At 57.1% G+C, this 16,066-nt stretch carries 17 protein-coding genes; 9 read left to right on the top strand and 8 right to left on the bottom strand.

Translation table 11 applies throughout. The features are described 5' to 3' along the window. Positions 1–40 precede the first annotated feature (40 nt). The 9 genes from AC3RCP_RS01110 to glmS all read left to right on the top strand — a co-directional run bounded on the left by AC3RCP_RS01110 (position 41) and on the right by glmS (position 9,705). Entirely contained in the window at positions 41–511 is a 471-nt protein-coding gene (locus AC3RCP_RS01110) for a F0F1 ATP synthase subunit B (protein ID WP_007924504.1), read from the top strand. A gap of 12 nt (positions 512–523) precedes the next feature. Then, a complete protein-coding gene (locus tag AC3RCP_RS01105; protein ID WP_085532640.1) occupies positions 524–1,060 on the top strand; it encodes a F0F1 ATP synthase subunit delta in 537 nt (178 codons plus the stop codon). Positions 1,061–1,081: 21 nt separating this feature from the next. Beyond that, positions 1,082–2,626, top strand: coding sequence for a F0F1 ATP synthase subunit alpha (gene atpA / locus AC3RCP_RS01100; RefSeq protein WP_007924506.1), 1,545 nt, complete (start codon positions 1,082–1,084; stop codon positions 2,624–2,626). 50 nt (positions 2,627–2,676) lie between these two features. Further along, positions 2,677–3,537, top strand: a complete 861-nt coding sequence (gene atpG, locus AC3RCP_RS01095) for a F0F1 ATP synthase subunit gamma (RefSeq protein ID WP_007924507.1) — start codon at positions 2,677–2,679, stop codon at positions 3,535–3,537. A 27-nt stretch (positions 3,538–3,564) separates the two neighbouring features. After that, positions 3,565–4,941 carry a F0F1 ATP synthase subunit beta gene (gene atpD / locus AC3RCP_RS01090; protein ID WP_007924510.1) on the top strand — a complete coding sequence of 459 codons (1,377 nt, stop codon included), beginning with the start codon at positions 3,565–3,567 and terminating at the stop codon, positions 4,939–4,941. A gap of 45 nt (positions 4,942–4,986) precedes the next feature. Further along, positions 4,987–5,412: a F0F1 ATP synthase subunit epsilon gene (locus tag AC3RCP_RS01085; protein WP_007924512.1), complete on the top strand. Its 426-nt coding sequence runs from the start codon at positions 4,987–4,989 to the stop codon at positions 5,410–5,412. Between the two features lie 114 nt (positions 5,413–5,526). Then, positions 5,527–6,894, top strand: a complete 1,368-nt coding sequence (gene glmU / locus AC3RCP_RS01080) for a bifunctional UDP-N-acetylglucosamine diphosphorylase/glucosamine-1-phosphate N-acetyltransferase GlmU (RefSeq protein WP_037034405.1) — start codon at positions 5,527–5,529, stop codon at positions 6,892–6,894. 200 nt (positions 6,895–7,094) lie between these two features. After that, complete coding sequence (locus AC3RCP_RS01075) at positions 7,095–7,862, top strand: DeoR/GlpR family DNA-binding transcription regulator (protein ID WP_007924514.1); 768 nt, start codon at positions 7,095–7,097, stop codon at positions 7,860–7,862. 10 nt (positions 7,863–7,872) lie between these two features. After that, entirely contained in the window at positions 7,873–9,705 is a 1,833-nt protein-coding gene (gene glmS, locus AC3RCP_RS01070) for a glutamine--fructose-6-phosphate transaminase (isomerizing) (protein WP_092421490.1), read from the top strand. 143 nt (positions 9,706–9,848) lie between these two features. On the opposite strand, the gene AC3RCP_RS01065 is transcribed toward glmS, so the two are convergent. The 8 genes from AC3RCP_RS01065 to AC3RCP_RS01030 form a co-directional block, all read right to left on the bottom strand. Further along, positions 9,849–10,349 (bottom strand): outer membrane beta-barrel protein, encoded by a 501-nt coding sequence (locus AC3RCP_RS01065; protein ID WP_101336367.1) that lies wholly within the window; start codon positions 10,347–10,349, stop codon positions 9,849–9,851. 392 nt (positions 10,350–10,741) lie between these two features. Further along, positions 10,742–11,671, bottom strand: a complete 930-nt coding sequence (locus tag AC3RCP_RS01060; protein ID WP_492570503.1) for an AraC family transcriptional regulator — start codon at positions 11,669–11,671, stop codon at positions 10,742–10,744. A gap of 32 nt (positions 11,672–11,703) precedes the next feature. Further along, complete coding sequence (locus AC3RCP_RS01055; RefSeq protein ID WP_492570504.1) at positions 11,704–12,054, bottom strand: hypothetical protein; 351 nt, start codon at positions 12,052–12,054, stop codon at positions 11,704–11,706. 162 nt (positions 12,055–12,216) lie between these two features. After that, positions 12,217–12,459 (bottom strand): hypothetical protein, encoded by a 243-nt coding sequence (locus AC3RCP_RS01050; protein WP_178081040.1) that lies wholly within the window; start codon positions 12,457–12,459, stop codon positions 12,217–12,219. 274 nt (positions 12,460–12,733) lie between these two features. Beyond that, positions 12,734–13,216: a hypothetical protein gene (locus AC3RCP_RS01045; protein WP_101336364.1), complete on the bottom strand. Its 483-nt coding sequence runs from the start codon at positions 13,214–13,216 to the stop codon at positions 12,734–12,736. After that, positions 13,213–14,031 (bottom strand): transcriptional regulator, encoded by an 819-nt coding sequence (locus tag AC3RCP_RS01040; RefSeq protein WP_007924524.1) that lies wholly within the window; start codon positions 14,029–14,031, stop codon positions 13,213–13,215. The genes AC3RCP_RS01045 and AC3RCP_RS01040 overlap by 4 nt, the downstream gene beginning before the upstream one ends. Positions 14,032–14,461: 430 nt before the next feature. Further along, entirely contained in the window at positions 14,462–14,923 is a 462-nt protein-coding gene (locus AC3RCP_RS01035) for a hypothetical protein (protein ID WP_101336363.1), read from the bottom strand. Between the two features lie 135 nt (positions 14,924–15,058). Beyond that, entirely contained in the window at positions 15,059–15,739 is a 681-nt protein-coding gene (locus AC3RCP_RS01030) for a DUF3313 domain-containing protein (protein ID WP_101336362.1), read from the bottom strand. Between the last annotated feature and the right edge of the window lie 327 nt (positions 15,740–16,066).

Here is a 16,066-nt window from a genome sequence, read left to right as displayed (position 1 = left end):
TTGATTGGTGTGATGGACAACGAACGAGCGAGGTGTTGGCGTGAACATTAATGCAACCCTGATTGGCCAGTCCGTTGCGTTCTTCATTTTTGTACTGTTTTGCATGAAGTTCGTGTGGCCTCCGGTCATCGCGGCTTTGCACGAACGTCAGAAGAAGATCGCGGATGGACTGGACGCTGCCAGCCGAGCAGCTCGCGACCTGGAACTGGCCCAAGAGAAAGCGGGTCAGCAACTGCGCGAAGCAAAAGCTCAGGCAGCCGAAATCATTGAGCAAGCCAAGAAACGCGGTAACCAGATCGTCGAAGAGGCTGTTGAAAAAGCCCGTGTCGACGCTGACCGTGTGAAGGTTCAGGCTCAGGCCGAGATCGAGCAGGAACTGAACAGTGTCAAAGACGCGCTGCGTGCCCAACTGGGTGTGCTGGCCGTTGGCGGCGCCGAGAAGATCCTGGGTGCCACAATCGATCAAAACGCGCACGCGGAGCTGGTTAACAAACTGGCTGCTGAAATTTAAGCGAGGGCGATCATGGCAGAACTGACCACGTTGGCCCGACCTTACGCTAAGGCGGCCTTCGAGCACGCTCAGGCCCACCAGCAGCTGGCCTCTTGGTCAGCCATGCTCGGCCTGGCTGCAGCAGTGTCGCAAGACGACACCATGCGGCGCGTGCTCAAGGCCCCGCGACTGACGAGCGCAAACAAGGCCGCCACGTTTATCGACGTGTGCGGCGACAAGTTCGATGCCAAGGCACAGAATTTCATCCACGTCGTTGCCGAAAACGACCGTCTCCTGCTTCTGCCGGAGATCGCCGCCCTGTTCGACCTGTACAAGGCCGAGCAAGAGAAGTCGGTAGATGTGGAAGTCACCAGTGCTTTTGCGTTGAACCAAGAACAGCAAGACAAACTCGCCAAGGTTCTCAGTGCACGACTCGACCGGGAAGTGCGCCTGCAAGTTGCGGAGGACGCTGCCCTGATTGGTGGTGTCGTCATCCGCGCCGGCGACCTGGTTATCGATGGCTCGATTCGCGGCAAAATCGCGAAACTTGCCGAAGCATTGAAATCTTGAGTTTGAAGGGGCAGCAGAGCAATGCAGCAACTCAATCCTTCCGAAATAAGTGAAATTATCAAGGGCCGCATCGAAAAGCTCGATGTGACCTCCCAAGCCCGTAACGAAGGCACTGTCGTCAGCGTTTCTGACGGTATCGTGCGGATTCACGGTCTGGCCGACGTCATGTACGGCGAGATGATCGAGTTTCCGGGCGGTGTCTACGGTATGGCACTCAACCTCGAGCAAGACTCCGTAGGTGCCGTTGTACTGGGCGCATACACGACTCTGGCTGAAGGCATGAGCGCCAAGTGCACTGGCCGCATCCTCGAAGTTCCGGTTGGTAAGGAACTGCTGGGTCGCGTAGTCGACGCACTGGGTAACCCAGTTGACGGCAAAGGTCCGCTGAACAACACCGAGACCGACGCGGTCGAGAAAGTTGCTCCAGGCGTGATCTGGCGTAAGTCGGTAGACCAGCCTGTACAGACTGGCTACAAGGCTGTCGATGCCATGATCCCTGTCGGCCGTGGCCAGCGTGAGCTGATCATCGGTGACCGTCAGATCGGTAAGACCGCTCTGGCGATCGACGCGATCATCAACCAGAAAGACAGCGGCATCTTCTGCGTATACGTGGCTATCGGTCAGAAACAATCGACCATCGCCAACGTTGTTCGCAAGCTGGAAGAAAACGGCGCTCTGGCCAACACCATCATCGTGGCTGCCAGTGCTTCCGAATCCGCTGCCCTGCAATTCCTGGCACCGTACTCCGGTTGCACCATGGGCGAATTCTTCCGCGACCGCGGTGAAGACGCGCTGATCGTTTATGACGATCTGTCCAAGCAAGCAGTGGCTTACCGCCAGATTTCCCTGCTGCTGCGCCGTCCACCAGGCCGTGAAGCTTACCCAGGCGACGTGTTCTATCTCCACTCCCGTCTGCTGGAGCGCGCATCCCGCGTTTCGGAAGAGTACGTAGAGAAGTTCACCAACGGCGCGGTAACTGGCAAGACCGGTTCCCTGACCGCACTGCCGATCATCGAAACCCAGGCTGGCGACGTTTCCGCGTTCGTTCCGACCAACGTGATTTCCATCACCGACGGTCAGATCTTCCTGGAATCGGCCATGTTCAACTCCGGCATCCGCCCGGCAGTGAACGCCGGTGTTTCGGTATCCCGTGTAGGTGGTGCCGCTCAGACCAAGATCATCAAGAAGCTGTCCGGTGGTATCCGTACCGCTCTGGCTCAGTACCGTGAACTGGCGGCATTCGCCCAGTTCGCTTCTGACCTGGACGAAGCGACCCGTAAGCAACTTGAACACGGTCAGCGCGTTACCGAGCTGATGAAGCAGAAGCAATACGCGCCTATGTCCATCGCTGACATGTCGCTGTCGCTGTATGCCGCTGAACGTGGGTTCCTGACTGACGTCGAAATCGCCAAGATCGGTAGCTTCGAACAAGCGCTGATTGCTTACTTCAACCGCGATCACGCCGATTTGATGGCGAAGATCAACGTGAAGGGTGACTTCAATGACGAAATCGACGCTGGCCTGAAAGCCGGTATCGAGAAGTTCAAGGCCACCCAAACCTGGTAAGCCGCAGCGGGGGCCGCGAGGCTCCCGCTTGCTAACCTGATAGGTGTTACATGGCAGGCGCAAAAGAGATTCGCAGTAAGATTGCGAGCATCAAAAGCACGCAAAAGATTACCAGCGCCATGGAAAAAGTGGCGGTCAGCAAAATGCGCAAGGCACAAATGCGCATGGCTGCTAGCCGTCCTTACGCGGAGCGCATCCGCCAGGTTATTGGTCATCTGGCCAACGCCAACCCGGAATATCGCCACCCGTTCATGATCGACCGCGCAATCAAGCGCGTCGGTTATATCGTGGTGAGCAGTGACCGTGGTCTGTGCGGTGGTTTGAATACCAACCTGTTCAAGGCTTTGGTCAAGGACATGGCGGTAAACCGCGAAAATGGCGTCGAGATCGATCTGTGCGTGGTAGGCAGCAAAGGTGCGGCTTTCTTCCGTAACTTCGGCGGTAACGTCGTCGCTGCAATCAGCCACCTGGGTGAAGAGCCGTCGATCAATGATCTGATCGGCAGCGTCAAGGTGATGCTGGATGCCTACCTGGACGGCCGGATTGACCGCCTGTCCGTGGTGTCCAACAAGTTCATCAACACCATGACGCAACAGCCTACGGTGGAGCAGTTGATTCCGCTGGTGGCAACCCCGGATCAAGAACTCAAGCACCACTGGGACTATCTCTACGAACCGGACGCCAAAGAGCTGCTTGACGGCTTGATGGTTCGCTACGTGGAGTCGCAGGTCTACCAGGCGGTGGTCGAGAACAACGCGGCTGAACAAGCTGCGCGGATGATCGCGATGAAGAACGCTACCGACAACGCCGGTGATTTGATCAGCGATTTGCAGCTGATCTACAACAAGGCGCGTCAGGCTGCGATCACCCAAGAGATCTCGGAAATCGTCGGCGGCGCTGCCGCGGTTTAACGGTTCAAATATTCAGAGGATCCAGCTATGAGTAGCGGACGTATCGTTCAAATCATCGGCGCCGTTATCGACGTGGAATTTCCACGCGACAGCGTACCGAGCATCTACGACGCCTTGAAGGTTCAAGGCGCCGAAACCACTCTGGAAGTTCAGCAGCAGCTGGGCGACGGCGTGGTACGTACCATTGCGATGGGCTCCACCGAGGGCTTGAAGCGCGGTCTGGACGTCAACAACACTGGCGCAGCCATCTCCGTACCCGTCGGTAAAGCGACCCTGGGCCGGATCATGGACGTACTGGGCAACCCGATCGACGAAGCTGGCCCGATCGGCGAAGAAGAGCGTTGGGGCATTCACCGTCCTGCGCCGTCCTTCGCTGAACAAGCTGGCGGCAACGACCTCCTGGAAACCGGCATCAAGGTTATCGACCTGGTTTGCCCGTTCGCCAAGGGCGGTAAAGTCGGTCTGTTCGGTGGTGCCGGTGTGGGCAAGACCGTAAACATGATGGAACTGATCCGTAACATCGCCATCGAGCACAGCGGTTATTCCGTGTTCGCCGGTGTGGGTGAGCGTACTCGTGAGGGTAACGACTTCTACCACGAGATGAAGGATTCCAACGTTCTGGACAAAGTGGCACTGGTATACGGCCAGATGAACGAGCCGCCGGGAAACCGTCTGCGCGTAGCTCTGACCGGCCTGACCATGGCCGAGAAGTTCCGTGACGAAGGTAACGACGTTCTGCTGTTCGTCGACAACATCTATCGTTACACCCTGGCCGGTACCGAAGTATCCGCACTGCTGGGCCGTATGCCTTCCGCAGTAGGTTACCAGCCGACCCTGGCTGAAGAGATGGGCGTTCTGCAAGAACGTATCACTTCGACCAAGCAAGGCTCGATCACCTCGATCCAAGCGGTATACGTACCTGCGGACGACTTGACCGACCCGTCGCCAGCGACCACCTTCGCCCACTTGGACGCCACCGTCGTACTGTCTCGTGACATCGCTTCCCTGGGTATCTACCCAGCGGTAGATCCACTGGACTCGACTTCCCGTCAGCTGGACCCGAACGTGATCGGCAACGAGCACTACGAAACCGCTCGCGGCGTTCAGTACGTGCTGCAGCGCTACAAAGAGCTGAAGGACATCATTGCGATCCTGGGTATGGACGAACTGTCCGAAGCCGACAAGCAACTGGTATCCCGCGCTCGTAAGATCCAGCGCTTCCTGTCGCAGCCGTTCTTCGTGGCTGAAGTCTTCACTGGTTCTCCAGGCAAATACGTTTCCCTGAAAGACACCATCGCTGGCTTCAAAGGCATCCTCAACGGTGACTACGACCACCTGCCAGAACAAGCGTTCTACATGGTCGGCGGCATCGAAGAAGCGATCGAGAAAGCCAAGAAACTGTAATCCCGGCGCCCGGCAACGGGCGCTAATTTAGGTTGAGGCAAGCAGATGGCTATGACAGTCCATTGCGATATCGTCAGCGCGGAAGGGGAAATCTTCTCCGGTCTGGTCGAGATGGTGATCGCACACGGCGAGCTGGGGGATCTTGGTATCGCCCTGGGTCACGCTCCGCTGATCACTAATCTGAAACCAGGTCCGATCCGCTTGATCAAGCAGGGCGGGGAAACCGAGGTGTTCTACATCTCCGGTGGTTTCCTCGAGGTTCAGCCGAACATGGTCAAGGTTCTTGCCGACACCGTGCAGCGTGCTGCCGACCTGGACGAAGCCTCCGCTCAGGAAGCCGTCAAGGCTGCTGAGAAGGCCCTGAATGAAAAAGGCGCAGATTTCGACTACGGTTCTGCTGCTGCACGTCTGGCCGAGGCCGCAGCCCAGCTGCGCACCGTCCAGCAGATCCGCAAGAAGTTCGGCGGCTAAGCCGCGGGATTTCCGCGTGATTGATTAAAAAGGGTAGCCTCGGCTACCCTTTTTCTTTTTTTGCAATTCACCTCATGGTCGCAGTCGCTGACCACCCAGGATTGGTAGCCAGTCATGTCTCTCGAAATAGTTATTCTCGCTGCCGGTCAAGGCACTCGCATGCGTTCGTCGTTGCCAAAGGTGCTGCACCCGGTGGCGGGCAACTCCATGCTGGGGCATGTTATCCACAGCGCCCGGCAACTCGATCCACAGCGCATCCATGTCGTCATCGGTCACGGTGCCGATGCGGTGCGTGAACGCCTGGCGGCGGACGACCTGAATTTTGTGCTGCAGGACAAGCAATTGGGTACCGGTCACGCCACCGCCCAGGCGGTGCCGTTCATTACCGCCGATACCGTGCTGATTCTCTACGGTGACGTGCCGCTGATCGAAGTCGAAACCCTGCAGCGCTTGCTCAAGCACGTGGTTCCCGGGCAAATGGGATTGCTGACCGTGGAGCTGGACGACCCGACCGGGTATGGCCGAATCGTTCGCGATGCCGACGGCAGGGTCGCAGCCATCGTCGAGCACAAGGACGCCAGTGAAGCACAACGCGCTATCACCGAAGGCAACACCGGCATCCTTGCCGTGCCGGCCAATCGCCTTGCCGACTGGATGAGTCGTCTGTCGAATAACAACGCCCAGGGCGAGTATTACCTGACTGATGTGATCGAGATGGCGGTCAGTGATGGTTTGTTGGTGGCCACCGAGCAACCGCACGATCCGATGGAAGTGCAGGGCGCCAACGATCGCAAGCAGCTGTCCGAACTGGAGCGTCATTACCAGTTGCGCGAAGGTCGGCGCCTGATGGCTCAGGGTGTGACCCTGCGCGATCCGGCACGTTTCGATGTGCGCGGTGAAGTGACGGTGGGCCGTGACGTGCTGATCGACATCAACGTGATTCTCGAAGGCCGCGTGGTCATCGAGGACGACGTGGTGATCGGCCCGAACTGCGTGATCAAGGACAGCACCCTGCGCAAGGGCGTGGTGATCAAGGCCAACAGTCATATCGAAGGTGCTGTACTGGGTGAAGGCAGCGATGCCGGTCCGTTCGCCCGCCTGCGCCAGGGTACTGTTCTCGAAGCCCGTGCCCATGTGGGTAACTTTGTCGAGTTGAAGAACGCACGCATGGGCGAGGGCGCCAAGGCCGGGCACCTGGCCTACCTGGGCGATGCCGAGATCGGTGCGCGCAGCAACATCGGCGCCGGCACCATTACCTGCAACTACGATGGCGCCAACAAGCATCGTACGGTGCTGGGCGAAGACGTCTTCATCGGTTCCAACAACTCGTTGGTGGCACCTGTGGATATCCAGGATGGCGCGACCACGGCGGCCGGTTCCACCATCAACCAGACTGTGGAAAAAGCCCAGCTGGCCGTGGCCCGTGCCCGACAGAAGAACATCGACGGCTGGAAACGCCCGGTGAAAATCAAGAAGAGCTGAGTTATCCACAACGCAGTGGCCGGTACTCTCGAGATTGCTTTCGCGGGCAAGCCTCGCTCCTACAGACAGTGATATCTGTAGGAGCGAGGCTTGCCCGCGATGCTTTTATCCACAGATTTTTTTCTTGCGCTGGCTTGACGAATTTCCGGCAATAGGTTTTGATTGCTTCCGTTATCTTTCGAATCGAAACTTAAGTGCTCATGTCGAAACGCAATACGCCCCAGCGCCGTCACAACATTCTGGCCTTGCTCAATGAACAGGGCGAGGTGAGCGTGGATGAGCTGGCTAAACGCTTCGAAACTTCGGAAGTTACGATCCGCAAGGACCTGGCGGCCCTGGAGAGCAACGGCCTGTTGCTGCGACGCTACGGCGGCGCGATCACCATGCCGCAGGAACTGGTCGGCGATATCGGCCAGCCGGTGTCCCGGTACAAACAAGCCATCGCTCGCGCGGCGGTTGCGCGGATTCGCGAACACGCCCGCATCATCATCGACAGTGGCAGTACCACCGCGGCCATGATTCCCGAACTCGGTCAGCAGCCGGGCCTGGTGGTCATGACCAACTCGCTGCATGTGGCCAATGCTCTGAGCGAACTGGAGCACGAGCCGGTGCTGTTGATGACCGGCGGTACATGGGACCCTCACTCCGAGTCGTTCCAGGGGCAGGTCGCCGAGCAGGTATTGCGTTCCTACGACTTCGACCAGCTGTTTATCGGTGCCGACGGCATCGACCTGGTGCGCGGGACCACCACCTTCAACGAGTTGCTCGGCCTGAGCCGGGTAATGGCCGAGGTGGCGCGGGAAGTCGTGGTGATGGTCGAGGCCGACAAGATCGGCCGCAAGATTCCCAACCTGGAGCTGCCCTGGAGCAGCGTCCATACCCTTATTACCGATGATCGCCTGCCTGCAGAGGCCCGCGACCAGATTCAAGCCCGCGGCATCACGCTGATTTGCGCGGCAGTCATCTAGGAGAGAAACCATGTGTGGAATTGTTGGCGCCGTTGCTGAACGGAATATCACGGCCATCCTGCTCGAAGGCCTCAAGCGTCTCGAATACCGCGGCTACGACAGCGCCGGGGTGGCGGTCCTGACCAACGATGGCAAGCTCGAGCGTATGCGTCGTCCGGGCAAGGTCAGCGAGCTGGAACAGGCCCTGGCCGGCGAGCCGCTGGTCGGTCGCCTGGGCATCGCCCACACCCGCTGGGCCACTCACGGCGCGCCATGCGAGCGTAACGCCCACCCGCATTTCTCCGGCGACCTGGCGGTGGTGCACAACGGCATCATCGAGAACCATGAAGTCCTGCGCGAGCAACTCAAGGGCCTGGGTTACGTCTTCACTTCGGACACCGACACCGAGGTCATCGCCCACCTGCTGGAGCACAAACTCAAGGACCTGGGCGACCTGACCGTGGCCCTGAAAGCCACCGTCAAGGAACTGCATGGCGCCTATGGCCTGGCCGTGATCAGCGCCAGCCAGCCGGACCGCCTGGTCGCGGCCCGCAGTGGCAGCCCATTGGTGATCGGCCTGGGCCTGGGGGAAAACTTCCTGGCTTCCGACCAACTGGCCCTGCGTCAGGTAACCGATCGCTTCATGTACCTGGAAGAGGGCGATATCGCCGAGATTCGCCGCGACAGCGTGCAGATCTGGGATGTCGACGGCAAAGCGGTCGAGCGTGAAGCCGTGCAATACCGTGATGGCGCCGAGGCCGCCGAGAAAGGCGAGTTCCGCCACTTCATGCTCAAGGAAATCCACGAGCAGCCAGCCGTGGTGCAACGCACCCTCGAAGGCCGCCTGAGCCCGAACCAGGTGCTGGTCCAGGCCTTCGGTCCACAGGCCGCCGAGCTGTTCGCCAAGGTGCGCAACGTGCAGATCGTTGCCTGCGGCACCAGCTACCACGCCGGCATGGTTGCCCGTTACTGGCTGGAAGAGCTGGCCGGGATTCCGTGCCAGGTCGAAGTGGCCAGCGAGTTCCGCTACCGCAAGGTGGTGGTGCAGCCGGATACCCTGTTCGTGACCATTTCCCAGTCCGGCGAAACCGCCGACACCCTGGCCGCGCTGCGGAATGCCAAGGAGCTGGGTTTCCTCGCCAGCCTGGCGATCTGCAACGTCGGTATCAGCTCGCTGGTGCGTGAGTCCGATCTGACCCTGCTGACTCAGGCCGGTCGCGAAATCGGCGTGGCATCGACCAAAGCCTTTACCACCCAGCTGGTGGGCCTGCTGTTGCTGACCCTGTCCCTGGGTCAGGTCCGCGGCACCCTGGGCGAAGGCGTCGAAGCCACCCTGGTGGAAGAACTGCGGCGCTTGCCGACCCGCCTGGGCGAAGCCCTGGCGATGGACAGCACGGTGGAAAAAATCGCCGAGCTGTTCGCCGAGAAGCACCACACCCTGTTCCTCGGTCGTGGCGCACAGTTCCCGGTGGCGATGGAAGGGGCACTCAAGCTCAAGGAAATCTCCTACATCCACGCCGAAGCCTACCCGGCCGGCGAGCTCAAGCACGGTCCGCTGGCCCTTGTGGATAACGACATGCCCGTCGTCACCGTGGCGCCGAACAACGAGTTGCTGGAGAAGCTCAAGTCCAACCTGCAGGAAGTCCGCGCCCGTGGCGGCGAACTGATCGTCTTTGCCGACGAGCAGGCCGGCATGACCAACGGCGAGGGCACGCATGTTATCCACATGCCGCATATCCACGACATCCTGTCGCCGATCCTCTACACCATCCCCCTGCAATTGCTGTCGTATTACGTAGCGGTGCTCAAGGGTACGGATGTCGACCAGCCGCGCAACCTGGCCAAGTCCGTCACGGTGGAGTGAGTTATCCACAAGCCGGCTGCATGGCTGGCTACCGGCGTCCGACATCGCTCCGACGCCGGTCTGCCGTGGTTCAGGCGGCAAGTCCAACATAGAGATGTGAGGCACGTTGAGCGGCCAGTCTGGCCGCTCGATGCCAGCGGGCGTTACCAGAGAATAAAAGCGGACGCCGTTGTCTGATTCAGGTTGATGTCGCCGACTTCCAGCACTTCATATTCGGCGCGAAGACCGATGTTGCGAAACACATCAAACTCGACGCCGGCACCGTAGGTCATATTCATCCCGGTATCATCGTCGCTGGCATTCCCGTCGGCATCCCAGGCATGGGCACCGACACTGCCGAAGACGCGCACCCGCTCTCCCAGCGGAAAGCCGAGGTGGGCACTGGCCTGAACGGATTTACCATCGAAATCGAGGTCCTCGTCCTTGAATTGGCCGAGATCGACGAATGCGCCCTCAAAGGCCAGATAACTGTTGACGCGATAACCTGCAAAAACCTTGTAGCTGTAGTCCTCATCGCTCAGATGGGTTTTGTCGGTTTCGATGCTGCTCACGCCTGCGCCAAGATACAGGCCTCTGTCATCGGCCAGTGCCTGAAAAGACAGCAACGAAAGCAGTGAAACGAAGCCAATTTTTCGCAATAGCATGTGAAATAAAATCCTCTACAGGTTTATCGATTGGGTTATCTGAATTCGATTGATCGCGAGGCCGATAACGACATTGATTGATTTTGATGCGTGACATCGCCCAAAAAGAAACGCGGGAGTTATTGATAGAAACAACTAACTACTGATGTAGTGAAGTTTTTAAAGCAAGAGTATTAATAACAATCAATCAACCAGGCCAATGCGACTCCACATAAATAGGCGGCGAGGCAATAGAAGATCTTCTGTTTGAGCGACAGTGCATTTAATCGATAGCGCATGCTTATTCGTCCCTTGAGTTGGAAATAATCAATATTGGCCATTGGGCTTGGCGGATGAAAACTATTGATTGTCATTTCTTGGGCTTGGTGCCGCTGCAGGGAGCTGCGAAGCCATCAGTTCGTGGCGTTGCGCCTGGCTGTCTCTGACGGAGGCTCCCCATAGGCGTCCTGATAGGCCTTGGAAAACCGGCCCAGGTGGTGGAAGTTCCAATACATCGCGGTTTCGGTAACCGTTGGCCAGGTGTTGCGGATCAAGTCTCGACGAACATTGGCGAGCCGCAGGTTCTTAATATAGGCGATCGGCGAAATTCCGAAAGTTTCGGAAAAGCCGTGGTGCAAACTGCGCGAGGTGGTTTCAAACTGCATGGCCAGCGCGGTGATGTTGAGCGATTTCTTGGTGTTCTGGTGAATGTAATCCATGACTTCTGTCGCGACTTTCCTTCTTCTCGGAGGGTAAAGTTCGGAGCGATTAGCAGGCGTCAGGGCCCGTAATAGAGAAGCCAGCAGAACACTTTCAATGGCGGCGCGGCGGCGCTGTTTGGCGTCGATAAAATAAGTGCCAATTTTCTGCAGGGCAGCTTGAATCAGCTTGAAGTTCGCAGCCTGAAAGCGCTGCTCCTTTCGATGTGCAAATACATCAATCACCGAATGTTCTTTGAGGCACTGTGCATAATGTTCCAGCGTCGTGCTCAGGATGAAAATGGTTTCATTCGGTTCGCAAATGTAATGCACGGGCTCGCGGCTATAGAGCACGACGATTTCGTTAGGCCGCAGTGCGTGGTTGTTCACCAGCGGACGGCCGACGGAAGTCTGTGAAATGACAAAGGTCACAAAGCCATGGGGAACCGAACCGGTCAGGGTGACGGTTGAATCGAACTCCAGCCTGCTGCATTGGAACCTGGAGCTGTGAATGAGCCTGTGTTGTCGAATGCTTGCTTTGCGCTCTGATGGAATGAGGTTCATCCCCCACGACCCAATCGTTCTCTTGGGAGTGCCCGCGGGACTTGACGTTACATGAAAGACGTCATCAGGGATGTTGCGCATGGAATTGAATACTCTTCAGCCAATGGATAGTGCTAAACGGTTTTTTCAGGCGTCGATGGCTCTGGGGTAAGCTCCAGTGCTGCTGAAAAAACGTACGTATCGCTTGTTGGCAAATTCAGGTTTTGAAGTTTGCACAACGCTGTTTTCGAACCGAAGATCGCTGTTTTCTGAGCTGTTGGGTCGATGGCCGCTGCATCAAAGGCAAAGTAATCGCTGGCTGGATAGTCGCTGCGAATCCTGTAGTTGGACTGTTCATCGGCCAATGTCTTTTTGCGGTTTTCAATAGTGGTCAGGTCAGGCCGGTAGACTTCCTCATCCTTGATCATGGCCTTGAGCGAAAGCACGACACCCAAAGAGACGGTTACGAGATTTTTCAGCAGCATTGATGTGCGTTCCCCTATTAATGATTTTCAGGCAGAACACAGCGTCAGCCGTGGCCTGTGAATAGTCTTGCGATGCGTATTAAGGTCAGAACTCAGGTGGTCGATGATCAAATAGCGGATTGCGTTTTTTCAAAGTCCGGCCAGCCCGCTAAGGAGCCATGATCAAATGGAAATTAATGAAGATTCTTGAACTTCATTAATCGTGTCCGGTGGCGGGAAAGGAACAGGAAGATCCATCGTACCTTCGTCGTTATGCTGTTCATTTTCAAAGTAGATTTTCAACTGCGACAGTTTCAGTTTTTCGTTCGGGCTCAACTCGATCTGGTAGAACTCGATCTCGGTGCTGGCGCTGGAGTGCTCGTTTTGCGCCGCCGAGTAAAAGGGCAGTGCAACCAAAGAGAGCACTGCCAGGATCCTGGTTATCATCGATTTGACGACTCGCAAAAAAAGGTACGTTTGCATCGGGCACCCGCAAGAGTGTTTGAATGAGGGCCGCGGAGCCGGTTTTCTGCCGGGGGCAACAGGCAGGGCTCCGAACGCGACAATGGCGAGATCTTGAGGGGGAGGGAGCGTCTGATTCAAATCAGTGATTATTATTTTTCTGTTTGAATCGGCATTGGCGGACAACGGGCATCAAGCCCCTGTCGCCTGGTCAAGCTCGGGTGGGGTGTGGCAGTGACTAGTGGTTCATGCAGCGCAGGCGACTCAGTTCATGCACATAAACGCACATGGTGTTTTTATCGGTAGTAGGGATCAGTTCGTAATTTAGAACAGCGCCTTCTTGCAGGACGTATTGGCGTTTGAAAAAAAGATCCGGCGTCTTTTCGATGGCGAACAGTTCGTTATCCTGGCTTAACTTGACGGTCCTGATTTTAATTTGAACGTGATGATTACTCTCACGGATAACGTCCGCCGAAATAGTAGAGTTACGAATTTTTCCGTTCAGGCTTTCCAGCGTGGTTTGGGTAAGTCGACCGTGCCCGATGGTCATGTACTCTTCCGTATTGAGTTGGTTCGAATCTTCCAGCCATTGTTGGGTGATGGTTTGATAACTGATGTTTTCCATGTAGTGAGTGGGCGAGTAAGTCAGCGAGAAAATACACGCGGCGTTAATGGCTCCCAGCACTAGCCAATGGGCGGTCGACGATACTGTTGGCTTCATAGGGTGGCTTCCAAACATTGCCGGATCATCAGTGCGAGATCTTTCTGTTCGCTGTGCGATTGCAGGTTTGCAGTGCTTAGATCCGGGCGGACGCACGAAACGGAATAGTTTGATTTAGCGAGATTCAACCAGACCTGGCCTTTCAACTCGGGTGACTGTTGAACCTGTTTCGCCGAAAGATCCCTCAGCGATTGGGCTTCGGCGACCGTGTTGGCCACTGCATGAATGACCAGATCGTTCTGTTTTATGCTGGAAACTTCAATTTTCGGCGTGTCGAAGCCGGAGCGGAAACCGGTAAAGGCACACACGCCCAAGGTCAGGATGTAACCGATCAACTGGGCTTTGGTGATGCGAGTCGATGGCCTGGCTTTTTCCGAAGGCAACGGCAGGGCTTCTTTCGGGTTGGCCTCCAGCACTTCCATGACCGGCTCGACAGGTTGTGCGGCGGTATCTGGCGGCATCGGCAAGTCGGCGGGTGCATTGACTACATACTGGCGATTGAAGCAATAACCTCTTCGCGGAACCGTCATCAAGATCTCGTGATCTCGACTGTCGTTGAGAATGTTGCGAAGGGAAAAAACGGCTTGATTCAAACTGCCGGAGGCGACGACACGGTCATTCCAAGTGTAGTCGATGATCTCTTCGCGGCTTTTAGTCTGACCCGGTTCCATCAGCAGCAGATTCAGTAGACGCGATTCAGCCCTGCCTATCGTGGAGTTTTGCACCTCTCCAAGAGGTGTAGTGATAGAGAGCAAGGCGGTATCCGGGTCGAAAACAACCATGGCGTCGTTTTTCAACTTGAAGGCGTAGCGCATGGGAATCCTTCGTTCAGGTGGTTCTGGCTGAGTATAGAGACGGCGTCGATGGCGCGTGGATGGGCGCGCGAAGTGCAGGGAGAATCACTGGACACTGCTGGAACAGCCCATCAAAAGTCTCATTGGAATCAAGCAAGGAAGTCCACGGGAGTTAATCGCAGGCAGCGATGATGCTCAGTGCGAGTCATCTGCGCCATCCGAAAAGTGCAAGGCAGTGTATCGGACGGCCTGTTATTCAAGCACAAGCTTGCGGCCAGTCATATCCGTCGTGTCGTATTGCCGTGAACCGCTGGACAAGGATTGCAGGCAGAGGGAGAAGGAAAGATGGGGCAGGAGGGAGGGGCGAACGTGCAGGCATTCCAGTGCAGCATGCGAAATTGATTTTCCAATCTGCATCAAGAATGCCTGCGCTGTGTAAAAGTCCGGCGGCTCAAGGCAGGACGTTGTAGCCACGCTGTTGCAGGCAACTGGTGTACACCGAGTTATTGGCGGTGATGTTCTGTTCGCTGGTTTTCAGGTCCTGCCTGCGTTCCTGGCGCTGTCTCGACGCGCCGATCATTGCCCCGGCCGTCGCGGCGCTGCGTGCACGGTTCTGGCGATAGTCCTGCTTGATATCGTCGTCGATCTGGTCGTAGACGTTTTCATGTTGCCGACCCCGGACCTCCGCGGCAGTGGCCCCGGCGATGGCCGCGGTGGTGGCGCCTTTTACCCGGCCGCCGGCCGGCACGGTGTTCTGTGTCGGGAACTGCGCGTTGGCCTGCGACTGGCAGGCGCTGGTGTCTTGCTGGATCGTCTGGGAAGTCTGGCCCTTTAATGGAACCACCGTCGCCGCCATCGCACCGAAGCTGGCGAGCAATACAAAGGCCGATAAGGCAAAGCTGAAAATTTTCATCAAGTCGGACTCTCATTGGCCGTCGTTACCCGGCCTGGCGGTTTGTCTTTGTTGCAGACGCAGCGCGACTGCCGTTCCTGAAACCCTGAACCTTTTCGATGCAATGCAACGTTTGCACCCGGGCCTGCGCGCTGGTTACTGCTTGGAAAGCAACGTCTGCATGTCGTTTGTCATGCTTTTGAATGCAGCCTTGAAGTCATTGGCGACTATCGGCTGGCTGGCATTTTCCAAGGTCTCGCCGAACACCTTGCGAACCATCTTGGCGACCGGCAAACCGGTTTTAGCATCGATCAAATCGGCTTCGAGATACAGCTCCGCCGTCTGATCGCGATGACCGGTAGCGGCCTGTGTTGCGCCGACGATTGCAGCGATGGGGACGACCTCATACCAATGCATGCCTTCGTTGCTGGCGCTGACCTGGGTGATTGCCGCCTGCAGGATCAAGGTCCGCGAATGGGGCGCTGCCTGGCGCACACTCGAGACGACCGTGTAGGACGGTGCGAATGCGTTCCTTACGCTGTTGCTGGCGTTGACCTGCAGGTCCCTGAGGGTTTGCAGGTTGACCCGCTCGGTCGCTTTCGGCGAGGGATACAGCATCACTTCCTTGAACACGACGGTGGAATAGGCGTGAGGATCAAACCCTGGCGCTACCCAGCGCAGCACTGTCTGCTCACTGGGCGTGGTGTGTTCTTCCAGGCCCTCATAGTTAGGCAAGAAGCCCGAATATTGCTCTTGCTGCGCCACCTTCGAGACACAGCCGGCCTGGAATACGCAACTCAGGACAACTCCTACGAGCCATTTGTTCGACATGCACATATGTTCTGTTTCCCAGTGTTGAAAGTTGACATTGCGGTTTCCTGAGCTTGCCCCCGATACACGCTTGAGCTGACGCGAGGCGATGCCTGCCTGTCGCTCAAGGCGTAGCGCAATGCTGCCCGTAGGGGCTGGATAATCCGAATCAATAATCCTCAACAATGATCAAACTTCAGCGCCAGGCCCGTGCGGCCTCAGGTCGTGAGATTGCGCAACCCGCTATGCCCGGTCGTCGCGACGCTTGCGCAAAAGACGCAATGGATGGCGCGGGTCAATTTGGCCGCGGGTTCAACGACGCCGGCTCCGGGCCTATATGGCCCGTTGCCTTAT

The organism is Pseudomonas sp. GW822-FHT05A08 (assembly GCF_058800485.1).
Note: the sequence above shows the minus strand (reverse complement) of the source record. Positions and strands in the feature narration are given on the sequence as shown.

Coding starts and splice junctions, on each gene's coding strand:
- AC3RCP_RS01105 (WP_085532640.1), top strand. CDS start 524: ATGGCAGAACTGACCACGTTGGCCCGACCTTACGCTAAGGCGGCCTTC.
- atpA (WP_007924506.1), top strand. CDS start 1,082: ATGCAGCAACTCAATCCTTCCGAAATAAGTGAAATTATCAAGGGCCGC.
- atpG (WP_007924507.1), top strand. CDS start 2,677: ATGGCAGGCGCAAAAGAGATTCGCAGTAAGATTGCGAGCATCAAAAGC.
- atpD (WP_007924510.1), top strand. CDS start 3,565: ATGAGTAGCGGACGTATCGTTCAAATCATCGGCGCCGTTATCGACGTG.
- AC3RCP_RS01085 (WP_007924512.1), top strand. CDS start 4,987: ATGGCTATGACAGTCCATTGCGATATCGTCAGCGCGGAAGGGGAAATC.
- glmU (WP_037034405.1), top strand. CDS start 5,527: ATGTCTCTCGAAATAGTTATTCTCGCTGCCGGTCAAGGCACTCGCATG.
- AC3RCP_RS01075 (WP_007924514.1), top strand. CDS start 7,095: ATGTCGAAACGCAATACGCCCCAGCGCCGTCACAACATTCTGGCCTTG.
- glmS (WP_092421490.1), top strand. CDS start 7,873: ATGTGTGGAATTGTTGGCGCCGTTGCTGAACGGAATATCACGGCCATC.
- AC3RCP_RS01065 (WP_101336367.1), bottom strand. CDS start 10,349: ATGCTATTGCGAAAAATTGGCTTCGTTTCACTGCTTTCGTTGCTGTCT.
- AC3RCP_RS01060 (WP_492570503.1), bottom strand. CDS start 11,671: ATGCGCAACATCCCTGATGACGTCTTTCATGTAACGTCAAGTCCCGCG.
- AC3RCP_RS01055 (WP_492570504.1), bottom strand. CDS start 12,054: ATGCTGCTGAAAAATCTCGTAACCGTCTCTTTGGGTGTCGTGCTTTCG.
- AC3RCP_RS01045 (WP_101336364.1), bottom strand. CDS start 13,216: ATGAAGCCAACAGTATCGTCGACCGCCCATTGGCTAGTGCTGGGAGCC.
- AC3RCP_RS01040 (WP_007924524.1), bottom strand. CDS start 14,031: ATGCGCTACGCCTTCAAGTTGAAAAACGACGCCATGGTTGTTTTCGAC.
- AC3RCP_RS01035 (WP_101336363.1), bottom strand. CDS start 14,923: ATGAAAATTTTCAGCTTTGCCTTATCGGCCTTTGTATTGCTCGCCAGC.
- AC3RCP_RS01030 (WP_101336362.1), bottom strand. CDS start 15,739: ATGTGCATGTCGAACAAATGGCTCGTAGGAGTTGTCCTGAGTTGCGTA.